This is a genomic window from Dyella sp. C11, from assembly GCF_003121485.1.
Taxonomy (GTDB): domain Bacteria; phylum Pseudomonadota; class Gammaproteobacteria; order Xanthomonadales; family Rhodanobacteraceae; genus Dyella.
On record NZ_QAVX01000008.1, the window covers coordinates 158,904 to 176,944 of the forward strand.

General features: G+C 64.0%; 18 protein-coding genes. 11 read left to right on the forward strand and 7 right to left on the reverse strand.

The window, feature by feature from the left end; translation table 11 throughout:
- Nucleotides 1-313: 313 nt before the first annotated feature.
- The gene (locus tag DK366_RS10060; RefSeq protein ID WP_109125408.1) at nucleotides 314-2,362 is read right to left on the reverse strand and encodes a sodium-translocating pyrophosphatase; all 2,049 of its coding nucleotides are present in this window, start codon (nucleotides 2,360-2,362) and stop codon (nucleotides 314-316) included.
- 190 nt (nucleotides 2,363-2,552) lie between these two features.
- A complete protein-coding gene (locus DK366_RS10065) occupies nucleotides 2,553-2,942 on the reverse strand; it encodes an RcnB family protein (protein ID WP_109125409.1) in 390 nt (129 codons plus the stop codon).
- 173 nt (nucleotides 2,943-3,115) lie between these two features.
- On the opposite strand from DK366_RS10065, the gene DK366_RS10070 reads away from it, so the two are divergent.
- Nucleotides 3,116-3,883 (forward strand): alpha/beta hydrolase, encoded by a 768-nt coding sequence (locus tag DK366_RS10070; RefSeq protein ID WP_232820999.1) that lies wholly within the window; start codon nucleotides 3,116-3,118, stop codon nucleotides 3,881-3,883.
- 3 nt (nucleotides 3,884-3,886) lie between these two features.
- Here the strand turns inward: DK366_RS10070 and DK366_RS10075 are convergent, their stop codons facing one another.
- Nucleotides 3,887-5,155 carry a 6-phosphofructokinase gene (locus DK366_RS10075; RefSeq protein ID WP_109125410.1) on the reverse strand — a complete coding sequence of 423 codons (1,269 nt, stop codon included), beginning with the start codon at nucleotides 5,153-5,155 and terminating at the stop codon, nucleotides 3,887-3,889.
- A 7-nt stretch (nucleotides 5,156-5,162) separates the two neighbouring features.
- Nucleotides 5,163-5,591, reverse strand: a complete 429-nt coding sequence (locus DK366_RS10080) for a VOC family protein (protein WP_109125442.1) — start codon at nucleotides 5,589-5,591, stop codon at nucleotides 5,163-5,165.
- 223 nt (nucleotides 5,592-5,814) lie between these two features.
- Here DK366_RS10080 and DK366_RS10085 point away from each other — a divergent pair, with 223 nt between their 5' ends.
- The 8 genes from DK366_RS10085 to DK366_RS10120 all read left to right on the forward strand — a co-directional run bounded on the left by DK366_RS10085 (nucleotide 5,815) and on the right by DK366_RS10120 (nucleotide 14,045).
- Nucleotides 5,815-6,399: an adenylate kinase gene (locus DK366_RS10085; protein WP_109125411.1), complete on the forward strand. Its 585-nt coding sequence runs from the start codon at nucleotides 5,815-5,817 to the stop codon at nucleotides 6,397-6,399.
- Between the two features lie 77 nt (nucleotides 6,400-6,476).
- Nucleotides 6,477-7,829 carry a UDP-N-acetylmuramate:L-alanyl-gamma-D-glutamyl-meso-diaminopimelate ligase gene (mpl, locus tag DK366_RS10090; protein ID WP_109125412.1) on the forward strand — a complete coding sequence of 451 codons (1,353 nt, stop codon included), beginning with the start codon at nucleotides 6,477-6,479 and terminating at the stop codon, nucleotides 7,827-7,829.
- Between the two features lie 44 nt (nucleotides 7,830-7,873).
- Nucleotides 7,874-8,476 (forward strand): LON peptidase substrate-binding domain-containing protein, encoded by a 603-nt coding sequence (locus tag DK366_RS10095; RefSeq protein ID WP_109125413.1) that lies wholly within the window; start codon nucleotides 7,874-7,876, stop codon nucleotides 8,474-8,476.
- Between the two features lie 103 nt (nucleotides 8,477-8,579).
- Nucleotides 8,580-9,398, forward strand: a complete 819-nt coding sequence (locus DK366_RS10100; protein WP_109125414.1) for an NAD(P)-dependent oxidoreductase — start codon at nucleotides 8,580-8,582, stop codon at nucleotides 9,396-9,398.
- On the forward strand, nucleotides 9,398-9,859 hold the full coding sequence (locus tag DK366_RS10105) for an HIT family protein (RefSeq protein WP_109125415.1): 462 nt from the start codon (nucleotides 9,398-9,400) through the stop codon (nucleotides 9,857-9,859). The genes DK366_RS10100 and DK366_RS10105 overlap by 1 nt, the downstream gene beginning before the upstream one ends.
- On the forward strand, nucleotides 9,856-10,275 hold the full coding sequence (locus tag DK366_RS10110; protein ID WP_109125416.1) for a VOC family protein: 420 nt from the start codon (nucleotides 9,856-9,858) through the stop codon (nucleotides 10,273-10,275). Before DK366_RS10105 ends, DK366_RS10110 begins: the two co-directional genes overlap by 4 nt.
- Before the next feature lie 293 nt (nucleotides 10,276-10,568).
- Nucleotides 10,569-11,909 (forward strand): sigma-54 dependent transcriptional regulator, encoded by a 1,341-nt coding sequence (locus tag DK366_RS10115; protein ID WP_109125417.1) that lies wholly within the window; start codon nucleotides 10,569-10,571, stop codon nucleotides 11,907-11,909.
- Nucleotides 11,910-12,809: 900 nt separating this feature from the next.
- Nucleotides 12,810-14,045, forward strand: coding sequence for an acetylornithine transaminase (locus tag DK366_RS10120; RefSeq protein ID WP_109125418.1), 1,236 nt, complete (start codon nucleotides 12,810-12,812; stop codon nucleotides 14,043-14,045).
- 9 nt (nucleotides 14,046-14,054) lie between these two features.
- On the opposite strand, the gene DK366_RS10125 is transcribed toward DK366_RS10120, so the two are convergent.
- The 3 genes from DK366_RS10125 to thiE form a co-directional block, all read right to left on the reverse strand.
- A complete protein-coding gene (locus DK366_RS10125; protein WP_109125419.1) occupies nucleotides 14,055-14,954 on the reverse strand; it encodes an ion transporter in 900 nt (299 codons plus the stop codon).
- A 189-nt stretch (nucleotides 14,955-15,143) separates the two neighbouring features.
- Entirely contained in the window at nucleotides 15,144-16,430 is a 1,287-nt protein-coding gene (hemL, locus tag DK366_RS10130; protein WP_109125420.1) for a glutamate-1-semialdehyde 2,1-aminomutase, read from the reverse strand.
- An 11-nt stretch (nucleotides 16,431-16,441) separates the two neighbouring features.
- Nucleotides 16,442-17,065 (reverse strand): thiamine phosphate synthase, encoded by a 624-nt coding sequence (gene thiE, locus DK366_RS10135; protein ID WP_109125421.1) that lies wholly within the window; start codon nucleotides 17,063-17,065, stop codon nucleotides 16,442-16,444.
- Between the two features lie 95 nt (nucleotides 17,066-17,160).
- Here thiE and DK366_RS10140 point away from each other — a divergent pair, with 95 nt between their 5' ends.
- On the forward strand, nucleotides 17,161-17,358 hold the full coding sequence (locus tag DK366_RS10140; RefSeq protein ID WP_109125422.1) for a rubredoxin: 198 nt from the start codon (nucleotides 17,161-17,163) through the stop codon (nucleotides 17,356-17,358).
- Nucleotides 17,359-17,482: 124 nt separating this feature from the next.
- Nucleotides 17,483-17,650: a hypothetical protein gene (locus tag DK366_RS21200; RefSeq protein ID WP_157956495.1), complete on the forward strand. Its 168-nt coding sequence runs from the start codon at nucleotides 17,483-17,485 to the stop codon at nucleotides 17,648-17,650.
- Nucleotides 17,651-18,041 lie beyond the last annotated feature (391 nt).

Genomic DNA, 18,041 nt, shown 5'->3' on the forward strand with positions numbered 1-18,041 from the left:
CGCCAATGCCAGCCAGAGCGGTGTCTTGGAAGTCATGCGGTGTCCTTGGGGTTTGGTGGCCGAAAGTTCGAGTGTGGTGGGATTAAGAGGCTCGCGCGCGTGACTAAAGTCGTGTACGCGCTTACCTCTCTCCCCTGAGAGAGAAGCTGGGGAGTGCGAATGAGTTGCTTTAAGCGAGCTCTGCTCGCACGGAGAAAGGCCGAGGCCAGCGTGGCCCCTCACCCCAACCCTCTCCCCGGAGGGGAGAGGGGGCGAACGCGTTGGGCGGGTTCGCCCGGTCAACGTCGAGTCGACCGGGCGCTAATTCGCACAGTCACAGGAGTGGGATAAGTAGAAGCGCCACGATATTGATGATCTTGATCAGCGGATTCACCGCCGGACCCGCAGTGTCCTTGTACGGGTCGCCCACCGTGTCACCCGTGACCGCCGCCTTGTGCGCGTCCGAACCCTTGCCGCCAAAGTGGTTGTCTTCGATGTACTTCTTGGCGTTGTCCCAGGCGCCACCACCCGTGGTCATGGAAATGGCCACGAACAGGCCCGTGACGATGGTGCCGATCAGCACGCCACCCAGCGCCTGCGCGCCCGCTTCCGGGCCGCCGAGCCACTTGAAGCCGAACACCACGACCACCGGCACCAGCACGGGCAGCAGCGAGGGAATCAGCATTTCGCGGATGGCCGAACGCGTGAGCAGATCCACGGCGCGGGAGTAATCCGGCCGCGTGGTGCCTTCCATGATGCCCTTGATCTCGCGGAACTGGCGGCGCACTTCTTCCACCACGGCACCGGCCGAACGACCCACCGCTTCCATCGCCATCGCACCGAACAGGTACGGAATCAGGCCGCCGATAAGCAAGCCGATGATCACGTAGGGATTGGACAGGTCGAAGCGGAAGTCGGTGACGTTGAGGTGCTGGTTGAGGTTGTGCGTGTAGTCGGCGAACAACACCAGCGCCGCAAGGCCCGCCGAACCAATGGCGTAGCCCTTGGTCACGGCCTTGGTCGTATTGCCCACGGCATCGAGCGGATCGGTGACGGCGCGCACTTCCGGTGGCAGTTCGGACATCTCGGCGATGCCGCCCGCGTTGTCGGTGATCGGGCCATAAGCGTCCAGTGCCACGATCATGCCGGTCATGCTGAGCATGGCCGTCGCGGCGATGGCGATGCCGTAGAGCTCGGCGAGCTGGTACGCACCCCAGATGGACGCGCACACCGCCAGCACCGGCAGTGCGGTGGATTTCATCGACACGCCAATGCCCGCGATGATGTTGGTGGCGTGGCCGGTGGTGGAAGCCTGTGCCACGTGCTGCACCGGCTTGTATTCCGTCGCGGTGTAGTACTCGGTGATCACCACCATCGCACCGGTCAGCACCAGGCCGATGATGGCGCAGCCGTAGAGGCGGCCAACGCCGTACGCCGATGAACCCATCAGCTGGCTGGTGATCGGCCAGAAGGCGATGGCGGCAAGTACCGCGGACACTGCCACGCCCGCATACAGCGCATTCATGATCTTGGTGCTGCGGGCCTTCACGAAGAAGGTGCCGATGATCGACGCGATGATGGACGCGCCGCCCAGCACCAGCGGATACAGCACGCCGTTGCTACCGGTCTGCTCGGCCATCACGCCGCCCAGCAACATCGTGGCGATCAGCGTCACCGCGTAGGTTTCGAAAAGGTCTGCCGCCATGCCGGCGCAGTCACCCACGTTGTCGCCCACGTTGTCGGCGATGACGGCCGGGTTGCGCGGATCGTCTTCCGGAATGCCGGCTTCCACCTTGCCCACCAGGTCGGCGCCGACGTCGGCGCCCTTGGTGAAGATGCCGCCGCCCAGGCGCGCGAAGATCGAGATCAGTGACGAACCGAAAGCCAGGCCTACCAGTGCATGCAAGGCATGCATGGTCTCGTAGCCCATGTGGCCGAGCACCACGTAGTAGCCGGTGACGCCGAGCAGTGCCAGGCCCACCACCAGCATGCCGGTGATGGCACCGCCGCGGAACGCGACGTTCAAGGCCGACGCCAGGCCGTGGCGGGCGGCCTCGGCGGTGCGGACGTTGGCCCGCACCGAAACATTCATGCCGATATAGCCGGTGGCACCGGACAGGATGGCACCCACGGCAAAACCGATGCCCGTGCCCCAATCCAGCGCAAAACCGATGACGAGAAACAACAGGACGCCCACGATGCCGATGGTGGTGTACTGGCGGTTGAGATACGCCTTCGCACCTTCCTGGATCGCGGCGGCGATCTCCTGCATGCGTGTATTACCGGGCGATTTCGCCAAGATCCAGCGCACCGACAGCGCGCCGTAGAGAACCGCCAGAACCGCACAAGCCAGCACGATCCACAATCCATACTGCTGAAGCATCGGAGCCTCCCCAGGAGTGGTAGCGATTTGCACCGGGACCACCCATCGGCACCCCGATACGGCAGCCGCCCTGAAAAGGGCGGTCACCCGGAGTATAGACAGACGCTGACGACAGTCGTGTTGTGCGACGCAACGCGGGCAAAAAAAGCGGCGCCACAACGGCGCCGCTGGTGACCTTGGTGGCGGACGGTCAGCGGATGACCATGTCCAGGATCATGTTGTCGCCAATGGAGACGAGCAGGAAGTTGCCGTCGTTGCGCACCCAGCGATAGCCATACGGCGGCGGCGCGAGTCGATAGCCGCGATAGTCGTTCACGATGTACATGGGACCGTCGTAGCGATATCCGCGATCCCAGTGGTGTGGGCGACCGTAATAGCCGCGATCGCTGTAATAGCGATGATCCCAGTGATCGTTGCGCCCACGGTCGCGCCAACCGTCGCGATCGTGCCCCCGATCATGATGGTCATCGCGCTGATCATGGCCACGTCCACGGTCATGGTCATGCCACGGGTCGGCCAGGGCCGCACCGCTGCCAGCGAGCAACGCCAGCGCCACCAACACGTTGGAAAGGGTTTTCATCGCTTCCTCCTGGGAAGCCCGCCGGCGCCACGGGTGCCGGACTCATCGGGCAGGATCAGCGTAAAAATCTGCGCCTGAACGCCGGGCGTGCTTTTTTGAAAGCACCGTGCAAGCTTTCAGCCATGGCTTAATCATCTGAACCACCGTACAGAAACGACTTGGGGGAGATCGGCATGGTTTTGCGCGTGATGCTGGTGCTGGTCGCAGTGGCCGCGGTGTTGTACGGCGGCATTTGCCTGTCGATGTACTTCGGGCAACGGCAGGAGATCTATCACCCCGAAGCGACCTGGCGCGTCGCGCAGAAGCCGGACTTCGAACTGGTCAACGATGGCGTGCATTTGCGTGGCTGGGTGATGAATCCCGACCGCCCGAAGGCGCTGCTTTATTTCGGGGGCAACGGTGAGCGCGTGGAAGATGCTCGCGAGGAACTTGCGCGATGGTTTCCTGATCGGGCGATTTACCTGCTGCCTTATCGCGGTTACGGCGCCAGTGACGGCAAGCCGGGGGAAGCTGCGCTGATGGCGGATGCCATGGCGCTCTTTGACCAGGTGGCGCGTACGCATCCGGAAGTGGCGGTCATCGGGCGCAGCCTGGGAAGTGGCGTGGCCGCGCAACTGGCGGCGAAACGACCGGTGGAGCGCGTTGTGCTGGTGACGCCGTTCGACAGCCTGGTGCGCGTGGCGGCCGGCTATTTTCCCTGGTTGCCTGTGAATGCGTTGATGCAGGATCGCTTTGAGTCGTGGCGCTATGCCAACGACATTCACTGTCCCGTGCTGGTGATTCGTGCGGCGGACGATGAAGTCGTTCCCGCTGCGCGTACGCTGGCCTTGATCGCCGCATTCAGGCAGCCACCGACGGTGCAAGTAGTGCCCGACGCCGGTCACAACGACATCCAGGACCACGCGGATTACCGCGTGAGCCTGGAGCGCTTCCTGCGCTGACGATCAGCGCGCGAACGGTTCGAGCTTGCGTGGCACCAAGGTGTTCTTCAGCGTCACGTACTGCGGCAAGCCATTCTTGCCATAGGGCGGCGGTGCCTCGCCCTGGATGAGTGGCGCAAGATAGCGGCGCGCTGCCGCGGTGATGCCAAAACCGTCGCGGGCAATGAAGTTGGCCGGCATCTTCTTCTCGCGATTGGCGATCTTCGACAACGGTGCGGATTCAACTTTCCAGCGATAGGGCGCATCGCTGGTGCGCACGATGACCGGCATCACCGCGTTCATGCCGGCAAGCGCGTAGTCCACGGCGGCCTTGCCTACGGCGTAGGCCTGGTCGGCATCCGTTTTCGACGCGAGGTGGCGCGCGGAACGCTGCAGGTAGTCGGGCAATGCCCAGTGATATTTGTAGCCGAGCTTTTCCTTCACCAGCGCGGCCAGCACGGGGGCCACGCCGCCAAGCTGGCTGTGGCCGAAGGCATCGCGCGTGCCGGCCTCGGCAAGGAATTTGCCTTCGGCGTTAAGCAGGCCTTCGGAGGCAACCACGGTGCACCAGCCGACGCGCTCGACCGTGGCCTTCACCTTCGCAAGGAAGGCGGCTTCGTCAAACGGACGCTCCGGGAACAGGATGATGTGCGGCGGTGCGTCCGCGCCTTCGCCGGCAAGGCCTGCCGCGGCGGCGATCCAGCCGGCATGGCGGCCCATCACCTCGACGATGAAAACCTTGGTTGAGGTATCGGCCATCGAGGCGACGTCGAGGCTTGCCTCCAGCGTGGAAACCGCCGTGTATTTCGCCACCGAACCGAAGCCCGGGCAGCAGTCGGTAAGGGCCAGGTCGTTGTCCACCGTCTTCGGCACGCCGATGCAGCGGATGTCGTAGTTCATGGCCTTGCCGAGCTGCGAGATCTTCAGCGCCGTGTCGGCCGAATCATTGCCGCCGTTGTAGAGGAACCAGCGAATATCGTGGGCGCGGAACACATCGATCAGCCGCTCGTACTCGGCACGGTTGTCATCGATTGACTTGAGCTTGTAGCGGCATGAACCAAACGCGCCGCCCGGCGTGTGTCGTAACGCGGCGATGGCGGATTTCGATTCCTTCGTGGTGTCGACCAGCTCTTCGCGCAGCGCGCCAAGAATGCCGTTGTGCGCGGCATAGACCGTCACACCTTTTGCGCGCGCCGCCTCGATGACGCCCGCGGCGGTGGCATTGATGACGGCGGTGACGCCGCCGGACTGCGCGTAGAGCAAACGACCTGCGGGCTTGGATTTGGCGGCCATGGTGTTCTCAATCCGGAAGGGCGAGGTTGCCGTGTTCATCAAACACGAAGTACGGGTTGAATGCGAATTCCCAGAGGTGGCCATCCGGATCGGCGAGATAGCCGGAGTAGCCGCCCCAGAAGGCTTCCTCGGGCGTCTTCAGCTCGCGGGCGCCATTCGCAAGGGCCGTGGCGAACCACGCATCCACCTCGTCCTTGGACGTCGCGTTGCGCGCCAGCGTGACGGCCGCGAAACCGCAGGGCAGGTCTTCGACGAGGGCGTCTTCGGCCAGGGCCTCGCGGCCATACAGCGCGAGCACGCCGGCTCCGCCCTTGAGAAACACGATGCTGTCGTTGCTCGCGGAGGAGGCCTTCCAGCCCCAGGCTTCGTAGAACTGGCGTGAACGCGCCAGGTCGCTGACGCCAAGGGTGACGATGTGGATTCGGGGAACGGGCACGGCGATCTCCTCCATCAGGACCTTGAGAGCTTAATTCGGGCCGCCGGCGCTGTCCCTGTGACATTCGTGTGTCACGGTTAACCCTTTTGACAACAATTACTTGCCGTTTTCCGGCCGCTTTGTCAGTTTGACGTTGTTGCCCGCAGAAGCTAATTTGGACGCCAATTTTCTTGCATCCTCCGGGCCTCGCAGCGTGCGTGGTCCGCGGATACCTTGGAGCACTATGCGACTCGTCCTACTCGGTCCGCCCGGTTCGGGCAAAGGCACCCAGGCTGCGCGTCTGAAGGTGGAACTCGGCGTACCGCACATCTCGACCGGCGACATGCTTCGCGCGGCCGTGGCGGCTGGCACGCCCACGGGCCTGAAAGCGAAAGAGGTGATGGACGCGGGCAAGCTCGTTTCCGACGACATCCTGCTTGCCATGCTCGAAGAGCGCCTTTCGCAGGATGACGTGAAAAACGGCTTCATCCTGGATGGCTATCCGCGCAACCTGGCCCAGGCCGATGCGATGGATCACCTGCTGGCCAAGATCGGCCAGCCGCTGGACGCCGTGGTGAAGCTGGAAGTCCCGAACGAAGTGATCATCGGTCGCTGCGAAATCCGCTTCGCCGCCGAGCACCGCAAGGACGACGATCCGGTGGTGGTGCGCGATCGCCTGAAGGTCTACGCCGAGCAGACGGCGCCGGTTGCCGACTTCTTCTCCCGCCGCGGCAAGCTGCAGGTGGTGGATGGCGTGGGCGAACTCGATGAGGTCACCGCTCGCGTGAAGCGCGCGCTGGCTTCCGAATCGGCCGCCGCCAACGGTTGACACTCCGGGCCGCCGCAAGGCGGCCCGATGCTTTTGGGCGGCCATTCGCGTCGCCGGCTTCATCGAACGGGTTACTCATGCGTCTGCATATCCTCGGCATCTGCGGCACCTTCATGGGCGGCGTCGCCGCGTTGGCGCGCGAGCTCGGCCTCACCGTCGAAGGCTCCGACGCCAACGTCTATCCGCCCATGAGCACGCAGCTCGAAGGGCTGGGCATTCGTTTGATGGACGGTTACAAGGCCGAGTATCTGAAGCCCGCGCCCGATCTGGTGGTGGTGGGCAACGCGATGTCGCGCGGCAACCCGGCCGTGGAATACATGCTCGACGAGCAATTGCGTTACGTCTCCGGCCCGCAATGGCTGGGCGAAACGCTGCTGCCGGGGCGCGAAGTGCTGGCGGTGGCCGGCACGCACGGCAAGACGACCACCACGAGCCTGCTCGCGCACCTGCTGGAAAGCGCGGGCCTGTCGCCCGGTTTCCTGATTGGCGGTGTACCCGGCAATTTCGATGTGTCGGCGCGCGCCGGCAGCGGCAAGCCGTTCGTGATCGAAGCCGATGAGTACGACAGCGCATTCTTCGACAAACGCTCGAAGTTCGTGCACTACCGTCCACGCGTCGCCATCCTCAACAACCTGGAATACGACCACGCGGATATTTTCCCCGACGTGGCGGCGATCCAGCGCCAGTTCCATCATCTGGTGCGCACCGTGCCGGGCAATGGGCGATTGATCGTCAACGCGCATGATCATCACCTTGCCGAAGTGCTGGCGATGGGCTGCTGGACGCCGGTCGAAACCTTCGGCATCGGGCAGGGCGACTGGCAGGCGGAGCTGATCGAGGCCGATGGTTCGGCGTTCACCGTTCGTCGTGGTGGTGAGGTTATCGGCGATATCCGCTGGTCCCTGCTGGGCAACCACAGCGTGATGAACGCCTTGGCGGCTCTTGCGGCGGCGACGGCGGCGGGTGCCGATCCGCATGCCTTGCTGCCGGCCTTTGCCGATTTCCTCAGCGTGAAACGCCGCATGGAAATCGTGGGTGAGGCGAACGGCATTCGCGTGTACGACGATTTCGCGCATCACCCCACGGCCATCGCCACGACACTCGCCGGCCTGCGTGCCAAGGTGGGCGATGCGCGCATCGTGGTGGCGCTGGAACCGCGGTCCAACTCGATGCGCCTGGGCGCGCACGCGGAAGCGCTTGCGCCGTCCCTGGCAGATGCCGACGCGGTGGTGTTCCTGCATCGACCGGAACTGCCCTGGGATGCAGGGCGTGTCATCGGTGCGTTGAACGGGCGCGGCAGCGCCGTGCCCACCGTTGATGCGTTGATCCAGGCCTTGCGCAACGATGTACGCGTGGGCGACCACGTGGTCTTCATGTCCAACGGTGGCTTCGAAGGTGCGCCGCGCCGTTTTGCCGAGGTCATCAAGTAAACCGCACACGCTGGAGTCACTCGCCGCACGGTTAGACTTCCCGCATGGCTGCCACGTCTCCGCACTCCGATCTTCCGTTGTTCCCGCTGGGTACCGTGTTGTATCCGGGCGGCCAATTGACCTTGCGCATCTTCGAGCCGCGCTATCTGGACATGGTTCGCGAATGCGCGCGCACGGGCGGTTCGTTCGGCGTGTGCCTGATCCTGCAGGGCCAGGAAGCCGGAGCCCCAGCGCTGCCGGCCGCCGTCGGCACGCTGGCGCACATTGTCGATTTCCACAATCGCGAGGACGGCCTGCTGGGCATTCTTGCCGAAGGCGGCGACCGTTTTCGCGTCACGCGCACACGCGTGCGATCGGATGGCCTGGTACGGGGCGACATTGAACCCTGGGCAAAGGAAACTGCGCACGAGGTGCCGGTGGAACTAGCGTTGCTGCCGTCCATTCTCGAGCGCCTGATCGAAAACCTGGCGCCGCACTGGAAACATGCGCCGCGCCATCTCTATGACGACGCCAGCTGGGTAGGGTTCCGATTGGCCGAGTTGCTGCCGTTGCAGACCGACGAGCAGCAGCGCCTGCTTGAGCTCACCGACCCGGTGCAGCGCCTGGCGGAATTGCGTGACATTCTTCCGCGATTCCAGCGCGACTGACGGCGTCGTTTCCTGGAAAAACGCGCGAGCGTGATGGCGCGGGCTTTCCGGGCAGATCGCGCGCTTTTACACTGGCTCATCCACATCTTGAGGTCCTGTGTCCATGAGCAGCCTGGCGGGCAAGACCCTATTCATCACCGGTGCGTCGCGTGGCATTGGCCTGGCCATTGCGCTACGCGCCGCGCGCGATGGCGCCAACATTGTCATCGCGGCCAAGAGCAGCGTGCCCAATCCCCGTTTGCCCGGCACCATCCACACGGCGGCAGCGGAGATCGAGGCCGCCGGTGGCAAGGCCCTGGCGATCAAGTGCGACATCCGCGAAGGAGACGAAGTGCAGGCCGCCGTGGCCGCGGCAGTCGAGCGATTCGGTGGCATCGACATTCTCGTGAACAACGCCAGCGCAATCTGGCTGGCTGGCGTCGAAGACACGCCGATGAAGCGTTTCGACCTGATGCAGCAGGTGAATTCGCGCGGCAGCTTCCTGTGTGCACAGGCGTGCCTCCCGCATCTGCTCAAGTCCGCGAATCCGCACATCCTGACGCTGGCACCACCGCCGTCGCTCGACGTGAAATGGTGGGCACCGCACACCGGTTACACGCTGGCGAAGATGGGCATGAGTTTCGTCACGCTGGGCCTGGCGGGCGAGCTGGGCAGCAAGGGCATTGCTGTGAATGCGCTGTGGCCGCGCACTATCGTGGCCACGGATGCGCTCAACATGATCCCGGGTGTACCGATGGAGCGCTGCCGCAAGCCGGCCATCGTCGCCGATGCCGCGCATGCCGTGCTTACGCGCCCGGCCAAGGGTTTCGCCGGTCACTTCCTCATCGATGAGGAAGTGCTTCGCGAAGAAGGCGTCACCGACTTTTCCGCGTATGCGGTGGATCCGTCGCAGTCGTTGCTGCCGGATCTGTTTCTCGACTGATGACTCCGCACTGTCCGTTCTGCGACATCGTCGCGGGCCGCCTGGCCGCGAGCGTGGTCGCAGAAACGGAAAGGGTGCTGGCGTTCCTCGATCTTCGCCAGGCGGTACCGGGTCATGTGCTGGTGATCCCCAAGGCTCATGTCGAAGACATTCATGCGATCACGCCCGCGCTTGCCGGTGAGGTGATGCAGTTGGGTGTGCGAGTGGCGCATGCCTTGCGCGAGGCGTTGCATCCACCGGGCATCAACCTGTGGCAGTCCAACGGCGCGGCGGCCGGGCAAGAGGTGCCGCACTTTCATTTGCATGTGCAGCCGCGGCGTGTCGCTGATGGCTTGATGCGCGTGTACCCGCACGGCGTGCCTGTGCCTTCGTCACGCGATGCTCTCGATGAGCTTGCCGCGCGCATCCGGCCATGTCTTTCCCCTGATGACGGCGTCCCCACGCCAAGGAGTTCCCCATGAAATATCTGCACACCATGATCCGCGTGCGCGACATCGACGCGAGCCTGCGTTTTTTCTGCGAGGGCCTTGGCCTGAAGGAAATGCGTCGCACGGAGAATGCCAACGGCAAGTTCACCCTGGTGTTTCTTGCGGCGCCGGATTCGCCCGACGCGGAGATCGAGCTCACCTATAACTGGGGCTCCACCGAGGATTACGGCAGTGCCCGTAATTTCGGCCACCTCGCGTTCCGCGTCGACGACATCTACAAGACCTGTGCGCATCTTGAATCGATGGGTTACGTCATCAACCGACCGCCACGCGACGGACACATGGCTTTCGTACGCTCGCCAGACCTGATTTCCGTGGAATTGCTGCAGGACGGTCATCTCCCGCCGCAGGAACCGTGGGCGTCGATGCCCAACACCGGTGTCTGGTAAGCGGGTTGCTGTCGCGAGGCTTGCCACTGGATTTGGCGGTGGCGGACATGGGTCCAACGACCCTAGGCCATAGGTGCTAGCCAGTCTCCAGGCCTCCGGCTTCCGTTCGACGGTTTTGCCCCATTTGTAGGGTGACTGCGGCAGGCATAGTTGTATATTGTGTGACCCATATCACATTTTTGTAGCGGTCGCGGGTTAGCTTGGCGCGACGGGCGTGGTAACAGGGGGGTAGCCACAGGATGTGGCAACGACCGGCCGAAACCTGTGACCCTGAGGGGATGGGGGAGGGAACCATGGCTGTACTGAGGGAGGAAGCCAGGCGATGCGTCGTCTGGTTTGGTCAGCCGGCCGGCGAGGAGCGGGCTGGGCTGGCCGAGGCGGGATGGATTGTCCGCGTGGCCGATGCCGGTACCCAAGGCGGTGTCGGCATGCGAAACAACGATACGGTGGTGGCGCTGGCCGACCTCAGGCACGGTGACCCTGCTTCCGCGCATGCCATGGCCCAGCTCATGGCCGATCATCCATGGTTGCCGTGGGTGGCACTCATTCCGCCGGCCATGTCGGTGCACGAGCCGCTGATCGATCGTGTCCTTGAAGCCAGCATCGAATATTTCGCCACGCCCGTGGACGTGGATCGACTCGTCGAAGCCCTCGCACGCATCGGTGGTGATCAGCCGCTGATGGCGGAGCCGGGCGATGTCGGCGTCACCGGCCGCAGCGCGGCCATTGGTGCGGTGGTTGCCAGCGTGCGCAAGTACGCGCCGGTGGAATTGCCGGTGCTGATCACCGGCGAAACCGGTACGGGCAAGGAAGTGGCCGCGCGCGCGTTGCACAGCCTTTCCGCGCGCGCCGATCGGCCGTTTGCGGCCATCAATTGCGGCGCGCTGCCGCCGAACCTGGTGCAATCCGAATTGTTCGGCCACGAGCGTGGCGCCTTCACCGGTGCCAATGCCCGCCGCATCGGCCATTTCGAAACCGCGGCCGGTGGCACCGTGTTTCTCGACGAAGTGGGCGATCTTCCCCTCGACGCGCAAACCAGCCTGCTGCGTTTCCTGCAGGAAGGCACGCTGGAACGCGTCGGCAGCAGCCAGCTGATCAAGCTCGACGTGCGCGTGCTGGCGGCTACGCACGTGGATCTGGAAAAAGCGGTGGAGCAGGGTCGTTTCCGCGAAGACCTGTATTACCGGCTCAACGTGTTGCGCCTGCGCATGCCGCCCTTGCGCGAGCGCGAAGATGACGTGGTGGTGCTGGCGCAGAAATTCCTCGATGCGTTCCGTGAACAGCACGCCAGCCGTGCGCGTGCGTTCAGCGCGAGTGCGCGTCGCGCCATGCTCGATTTCAGTTGGCCGGGTAATGTGCGTGAGTTGCTTAACCGCGTGCAGCGCGCCGCCGTGGTCGCGGAAGACGCGCTCATCAGCGTGAACGATCTGGATCTCGCCGATGTGCTGACCAAGCAGGCCGCGCGTACCAGCCTCGGCAGCACGCGCGTGGCGGCGGAGCGCGACGCGGTGATTGCATGCCTGCGCGAAAGCCGTTTCAACGTGAGCGAATGCGCGCGCCGACTGAAGGTGTCGCGCGTGACCATCTACCGCCTGTGCAAGAAACATCAGCTCGCGCTGGACGAGCTGCGCTGACCGACCGCTTCGGCGCCCGCAAGGACCATCCCCGAAAAAGCGAACGCACGCCAACCCGCCGGGGTGGGCGGCGGATGCTCGCTCTTGCGTGGCTGGTTGGGCGCCAGCCCAGCCACCTGACTGCAAGCACCCGCCGCCCACTCCGGTCGCGGTTGGCTGACCGTGGGGAAAGCTGTCGTGGGTAAACGTGGGTTCGCTGAAGAGGAAGGCCCCCGACCCGCAGGGGTCGGGTCGGGGGCTTCCATTGGTGCCCCGGCCACAGGGGTTGCCGGGTTACCGCCCTCATGACCGCCTTGCGGCGGAATGCTTTTGCGATGACTTCCCACCCACATGAGTGACGGGAGAGGGGAGTCCGGTTGCCAGCTGCGATGCTCGTGCCGACGTTGCCCTGGGCCACCCAAGAGCGTCGCCTTCCTGTCGTCGCGAGCATCCGTGTCGCGGCGTTCGGCGCGTTGTCGCAGCTGGCATTGCCCCCTTCCCGCCTGTACGACTGAAAGGGAGCAAACGCCGTGCCAACCTGCCCTGATGGCTGGAAAACGCGCCCTGTAGCCATCTGGCAATGATGGGCGTGGTTTTGAACCGTGCTAAAGGCGTTACATGCGCTGGCCCACAACCCTGTCGCCAGCCCCGCTTAACACCCGTGGTTATGCGGTTTCGTCGAAGGTGTTTCAGCGGGTTAACAGCGGACAGGGGAAATGTCACACCTGTCGCGGGGCCGCGGGGTCGTGAACCGGTAGCCGGGCTTTCCTTTGCCCTGCTCGCCGCTTCGCAGGCCTGCCTTCGTGCAAAGCCTGCCCCCAGGGCTTAGGATTCAGGTTCGCCGCCGCGGGTGGCGACCATCCCCATCCCCGTTTTCCCCTCAAGCAATGGTGTCGTCGTCGACGATGCCCGGAGCACGACATGCACGCGCAAGACCCGTCCGCCCAGTCCCTGATCGATCTTGGCAAGCGCTACTGGCTGCCGGTGTATCGACCGCGCGATGTGGTGCTGGATCACGGCAAGGGCGCGCGCGTGTGGGACACGCAGGGCCGCGATTACGTGGATTTCGGTGCGGGCATCGCGGTGAACGCGCTGGGCCACCAGGATCCCGACCTGCTCGAGGCGTTGACCACGCAGGCACACAAACTCTGGCACACCAGCAACGTGTTCTACAGCGAGCCGCCGCTGCGCCTGGCCGAAGAATTGGTGTCAGCGTCCGGTTTCGCCGAGCGCGTGTTCCTCTGCAACTCGGGCACCGAGGCCAACGAAGCGGCCATCAAGCTGGTGCGCAAATGGGCCGCGTCGCAGGGCCGCGAGGCCGACAAGCGCGTCATCATCACCTTCCGTGGCTCGTTCCATGGCCGCACGCTGGCCGCTGTCACCGCGACGGCGCAGCCGAAATACCAGGAAGGCTACGAGCCGTTGCCGGGCGGTTTCCGCTATCTCGACTTCAACGACGTGCCCGCACTGGAAGCCGCGTTCGCGCTCGGTGACGTGGCCGCCGTGATGCTCGAACCCGTGCAGGGCGAAGGTGGCGTGCTGCCGGCGGCGCCAGGTTTCGTCCAGAAAGTGCGCGAGTTGTGCGACAAGCACAACGCCCTGCTGGTGCTGGACGAAATCCAGAGCGGCATGGGTCGCACCGGCACGCTGTTCGCGTATGTGCAGGACGGCGCCAAGCCCGACATCGTCACGCTGGCCAAGGCCCTGGGCAGTGGCTTCCCCATTGGCGCCATGCTGGCTGGCCCGAAGGTGGCGGAAGCGATGCAGTTCGGTGCTCACGGCACCACGTTCGGCGGTAACCCGCTGGCGGCCGCGGTGGCACGCGTGGCGCTGCGCAAGCTGTCGTCCGCTGAGGTGCTCGCCAACGTGGCCCGTCAGTCGCAGGCATTGCGTGATGGCCTGCAGCGCATCAACGCGGAACTGCACCTGTTCGACGAAGTGCGCGGTCGTGGCCTGATGCTCGGTGCCGTACTCAACGAAGCCAACAAGGGCAAGGCCGGCGCGATCCTCGATCACGCTGCCGCTCATGGCCTGCTCGTGCTGCAGGCCGGCCCGGATGTGTTGCGTTTCGTGCCGGCGCTCAATATCAGCGATGAAGACATTGCCGAAGGCCTGAAGCGTCTGGAAGCCGCATTGCGCAGTTTCGTGGCGGGCTAAGCCTCGGTCTTATCTCGCATCGGGCGGAGCGTTCGTTGCCGTAGGCAACGCAGCTCCGCCGAGTGCCTTGCCACAACCACGGCAGAACTTTGCATCTGCCTGATGCTCCTGCATGCCGCAGGCGCCGCACTTGGTGAGTTGGCGCGCGTCTCGAATGCCGGCGGCCAGCTCCGCCGCAAAAATGCCTGTGGGCACGGCAATAATGCTGTAGCCCACCAGCATGATCAGCGATGTCAGTATCTGGCCCAGCGGCGTATGCGGTGTGATGTCGCCGAAACCGACCGTGGTCATCGTGACGACGGCCCAATACATCGCCCGCGGAATGCTCGTGAAGCCATTTTCCGGCCCTTCCACCAGGTACATCAGCGCGCCGAAGATCAGCACGAGCGTAAGAATGGTGCTGATGAAGATGAATATCTTCCGCCGGGACTTCACCAGCGTGCCCCAGAGCAGATCAGCCTCGCCCACGTAGCGCGTCATTTTCAGCACGCGGAAGATCCGCAGGATGCGTACGGCGCGAATCACCAGCAGGTATTGGCTGCCCGTCACCAGCAAGCTGAGATAGGTCGGCAGCACGGCCAGCAAATCAATGACGCCGAAGAAACTCAGCGCATAACGCCTGGGTCGTTTGACCACGCACAAGCGCATCGCGTACTCGGCCGTAAAGGCCAGCGTGAATACCCATTCCAGCACATAGAACAGGCGCGCAAAGCGCAGATGCAGATCCATCACGGTGTCCAGCACCGCAACAAGGATGCTGGACAGGATCGCGACGATCAGAATCAAGTCGAACAGGCGGCCGGGCGGATCTTCGTGCCCGAAGATGATGTGAAACCAGCGCGCTCGCCAACCGGTCTGCCTGGCGGGAGCGACGGGAGTATCGAAGGGGAAGGGCTGTGGTTGACTCATGCGACGGTCTCCCTGGCGCAACGGGTCAAGCATAGTGCGAGCATCGCCAGTTCAGGACCGGACTGCGCCCGCACCGACCCATGTGACGGGCGGGTGTTTCCCCAGGGTGCGCGCGAACGGCTTCGCGCGCACCCTGGCTTGCGGTCGACTCTTACAGGTCAATGTCGAAACATAGGACGCCGCACCGGATCAACCAGCGCGCGCAGCCTTCATGGCACCGCGCGCGGCTTCCAGCGTATCGGCGATGTCCTGGTCGGTATGCGCGCTGGACACGAAGCCCGCTTCGAACGCCGACGGCGCGAGATACACGCCACGATCCAGCATGCCGTGGAAGAAGCGATTGAACATCGCCGCATCCGCCGCCGTCGCCTGCGCGTAGCTCTCCACTTTCTCCCTGGTGAAGAACAGGCCGAACATGCCACCCACGCGGTTGGTGCTGAACGCCACGCCTTCGCCATCGGCGACGGCCTGCAATCCATCGGTAAGCAGACGCGTACGTGCCGCGAGTTCGTCGTAGAAGCCCGGCGCCTGGATCAGCTCCAGCATGGCCAGGCCTGCCGCCATCGCCACGGGATTGCCCGACAACGTGCCTGCCTGGTAAATCGGGCCGGCCGGTGCGATCTGCTGCATCAGGTCGCGACGACCACCGTAAGCGCCTACCGGCATGCCGCCGCCGATGATCTTGCCGAAGGTGGTCAGATCCGGCGTGACCCCGTAATAAGCCTGCGCGCCACCCAGTGCCACGCGAAAGCCCGTCATCACTTCGTCGAAGATCAGCAGCGCGCCGTGCTTCGTGCACAGGTCGCGCAGGCCTTGCAGATAGCCGTCCTTCGGCGGGATGCAATTCATGTTGCCGGCTACCGGCTCGATGATCAGGCCCGCGATGTCATGCCCGTGTTCGTCGAACAGGCGCGTCGCGGCATCCATGTCGTTGTAGGCGAGCGTGAGCGTCAAGTCCGCATTCGCCTTGGGAACGCCCGGTGACGTCGGCACGCCAAACGTGAGTGCGCCGGAGCCGGCCTTCACCAGGAAACTGTCGCCGTGGCCGTGATAGCAGCCTTCGAACTTCACGATAAGGTTTCGACCCGTCGCACCGCGCGCGAGGCGAATGGCGGACATGGTGGCCTCGGTGCCCGAGTTCACCATGCGCACCATGTCGATCGACGGAATCAGGCGCGTAATGGTTTCTGCCATGGTGATTTCAGCGGGGCAGGGCGTGCCGTACGACAAACCATGCTTCACCGCGCGCTCCACCGCTTCGCGCACATGAGGATGGTTATGGCCGACGATCATCGGACCCCACGAACCCACGTAATCGATATAGCGCTTGCCTTCGACATCCCACAGGTACGCGGCATCGGCTCGCGCCGTAAAGAACGGCTCGCCACCCACCGACTTGAAGGCGCGCACGGGCGAGTTCACGCCGCCAGGCATCAGTTGCTGCGCGCGTTGGAAGAGTTCGTGGTTGGTGGTCATCGTGGGAATACTCAATGCGAAGAGAAAAGTTGGGCGAAACGAGCGGCGGCGCCGCGAACATCGGAATCGCCGAAGACGGCGGAAATCACGGCCAGGTAGTCGGCGCCGGCATCGATCAGCGATTCGCCATTGTCTGGCGTGATGCCGCCGATCGCCACTCGCGGGATGCCGAGCGCGGCGGTCTGTCGCAGCAGGTCAAAGGAGGCGCGCCGTGCGTTCGGCTTGGTAGGCGACGGAAAGAACGCGCCGAAGGCAATGTAGTCGGCCCCTGCGTCCGTGAGCTGATGGGCGCGCTCCAGGGAGTCGTAGCAAGAGACGCCGATGATGGCGTCCTCGCCCAACACGGCGCGGGCTGCGGCCACATCGCCGTCGTCCTCGCCCAGATGGACACCGGCGGCGCCGCACTGTCGGGCCAGTTCCACATCGTCATTGATGATCAACGGCACCTGCCGCGCCGCGCAAAGCGCCCGGATGGCGCGTGCCTCGGTCAGTCGCCGCGCCTGGTCGGTCGTCTTGTCGCGGTATTGCAGCAGCCGGGCGCCGCCGGCCAGGGCCTGGGCGACCACTTCGAGCAGGTCGGGGCGGGGGCCGTCGGTAATCACGTAAAGGCCGCGGCCCTGGAGTTTTTCACGCATGCCAATCAATCCTGGATAACCTGTGCCATACGCTTTCGCATCGGCGGGGGAGTTGCGAGAATGAACTACTTATTCTCCATAGCAAGCAGTCCACGATGAATCAGAGCACCAACGAAACCGGCACCCTGCGCAAATGGATGTGTGTCGTCTGCGGCTTCATCTATGACGAGGCACTGGGCCTGCCCGACGAAGGCATCGAACCCGGTACGCGTTGGGCCGACATCCCCGATACCTGGACGTGCCCCGATTGCGGCGCGACCAAGGAAGACTTCGAGATGATCGAAATCGACTGATTTCGCCCTCACTCCCCGAGTTGCCCTCAAACGGCCCGAATCCGTCATCGTACGGACCGGGCCGTTTGCTTAGATAGCTCCTGCACGCCGGCATCAGGCGGGCACCCCTGGCAGGAGCAGCACCATGCAGCAGTTCATTCCGTTCGAAGACGAGTGGGACATCCTGGAAAGGCTCAGTCCCGAGCAGCTCATTCCCTATCACGTCGGCGTACCGTGCCGGCATGACCTCGCGGCCAATGATCATGACAGCGCGCCTGGCGCCTCCGCGAAGGAAAAGCCTCAAGCGCAGTAGGCGCTCCTATATATGTAAAGGAAACCAGCGGGCACCCGGGCACGTAACGGTCACGCTGGCGTAAACAAAGAGGGGCCGGTCGCACGTCGCGACCGGCCTTTTTTCGTCTTCGGAGGGGAGTCGAGCGCTCCAAGGCCGCCTCGACATCCCCTCGACGAAGAATTTTCCGACCTAAACCCAGCTGCGGCGGGGCTTTTGTCATCGGAGTGAAAAAAATTCGTTTCAACCCCTTCCCAACCCCGGTAGGGGACGCTATTATTTCGCTCCTCCCCGGACGAGATGCTCTTCCTCACGGGGTTCCACTGAAAACCCGGCAGCAAAAAGATTTCGCTGAAGGTGTTGACGGACTGGAAAGATGATGTAAGATGAGCGGCTCACTCGGAACGAAATG

Excerpts from the sequence above, each read along its gene's own strand:
- DK366_RS10060 (WP_109125408.1), bottom strand. The coding sequence starts at position 2,362 with ATGCTTCAGCAGTATGGATTGTGGATCGTGCTGGCTTGTGCGGTTCTG.
- DK366_RS10065 (WP_109125409.1), bottom strand. The coding sequence starts at position 2,942 with ATGAAAACCCTTTCCAACGTGTTGGTGGCGCTGGCGTTGCTCGCTGGC.
- DK366_RS10070 (WP_232820999.1), top strand. The coding sequence starts at position 3,116 with ATGGTTTTGCGCGTGATGCTGGTGCTGGTCGCAGTGGCCGCGGTGTTG.
- DK366_RS10075 (WP_109125410.1), bottom strand. The coding sequence starts at position 5,155 with ATGGCCGCCAAATCCAAGCCCGCAGGTCGTTTGCTCTACGCGCAGTCC.
- DK366_RS10085 (WP_109125411.1), top strand. The coding sequence starts at position 5,815 with ATGCGACTCGTCCTACTCGGTCCGCCCGGTTCGGGCAAAGGCACCCAG.
- mpl (WP_109125412.1), top strand. The coding sequence starts at position 6,477 with ATGCGTCTGCATATCCTCGGCATCTGCGGCACCTTCATGGGCGGCGTC.
- DK366_RS10095 (WP_109125413.1), top strand. The coding sequence starts at position 7,874 with ATGGCTGCCACGTCTCCGCACTCCGATCTTCCGTTGTTCCCGCTGGGT.
- DK366_RS10100 (WP_109125414.1), top strand. The coding sequence starts at position 8,580 with ATGAGCAGCCTGGCGGGCAAGACCCTATTCATCACCGGTGCGTCGCGT.
- DK366_RS10105 (WP_109125415.1), top strand. The coding sequence starts at position 9,398 with ATGACTCCGCACTGTCCGTTCTGCGACATCGTCGCGGGCCGCCTGGCC.
- DK366_RS10110 (WP_109125416.1), top strand. The coding sequence starts at position 9,856 with ATGAAATATCTGCACACCATGATCCGCGTGCGCGACATCGACGCGAGC.
- DK366_RS10115 (WP_109125417.1), top strand. The coding sequence starts at position 10,569 with ATGGCTGTACTGAGGGAGGAAGCCAGGCGATGCGTCGTCTGGTTTGGT.
- DK366_RS10120 (WP_109125418.1), top strand. The coding sequence starts at position 12,810 with ATGCACGCGCAAGACCCGTCCGCCCAGTCCCTGATCGATCTTGGCAAG.
- DK366_RS10125 (WP_109125419.1), bottom strand. The coding sequence starts at position 14,954 with ATGAGTCAACCACAGCCCTTCCCCTTCGATACTCCCGTCGCTCCCGCC.
- hemL (WP_109125420.1), bottom strand. The coding sequence starts at position 16,430 with ATGACCACCAACCACGAACTCTTCCAACGCGCGCAGCAACTGATGCCT.
- thiE (WP_109125421.1), bottom strand. The coding sequence starts at position 17,065 with ATGCGTGAAAAACTCCAGGGCCGCGGCCTTTACGTGATTACCGACGGC.
- DK366_RS10140 (WP_109125422.1), top strand. The coding sequence starts at position 17,161 with ATGAATCAGAGCACCAACGAAACCGGCACCCTGCGCAAATGGATGTGT.
- DK366_RS21200 (WP_157956495.1), top strand. The coding sequence starts at position 17,483 with ATGCAGCAGTTCATTCCGTTCGAAGACGAGTGGGACATCCTGGAAAGG.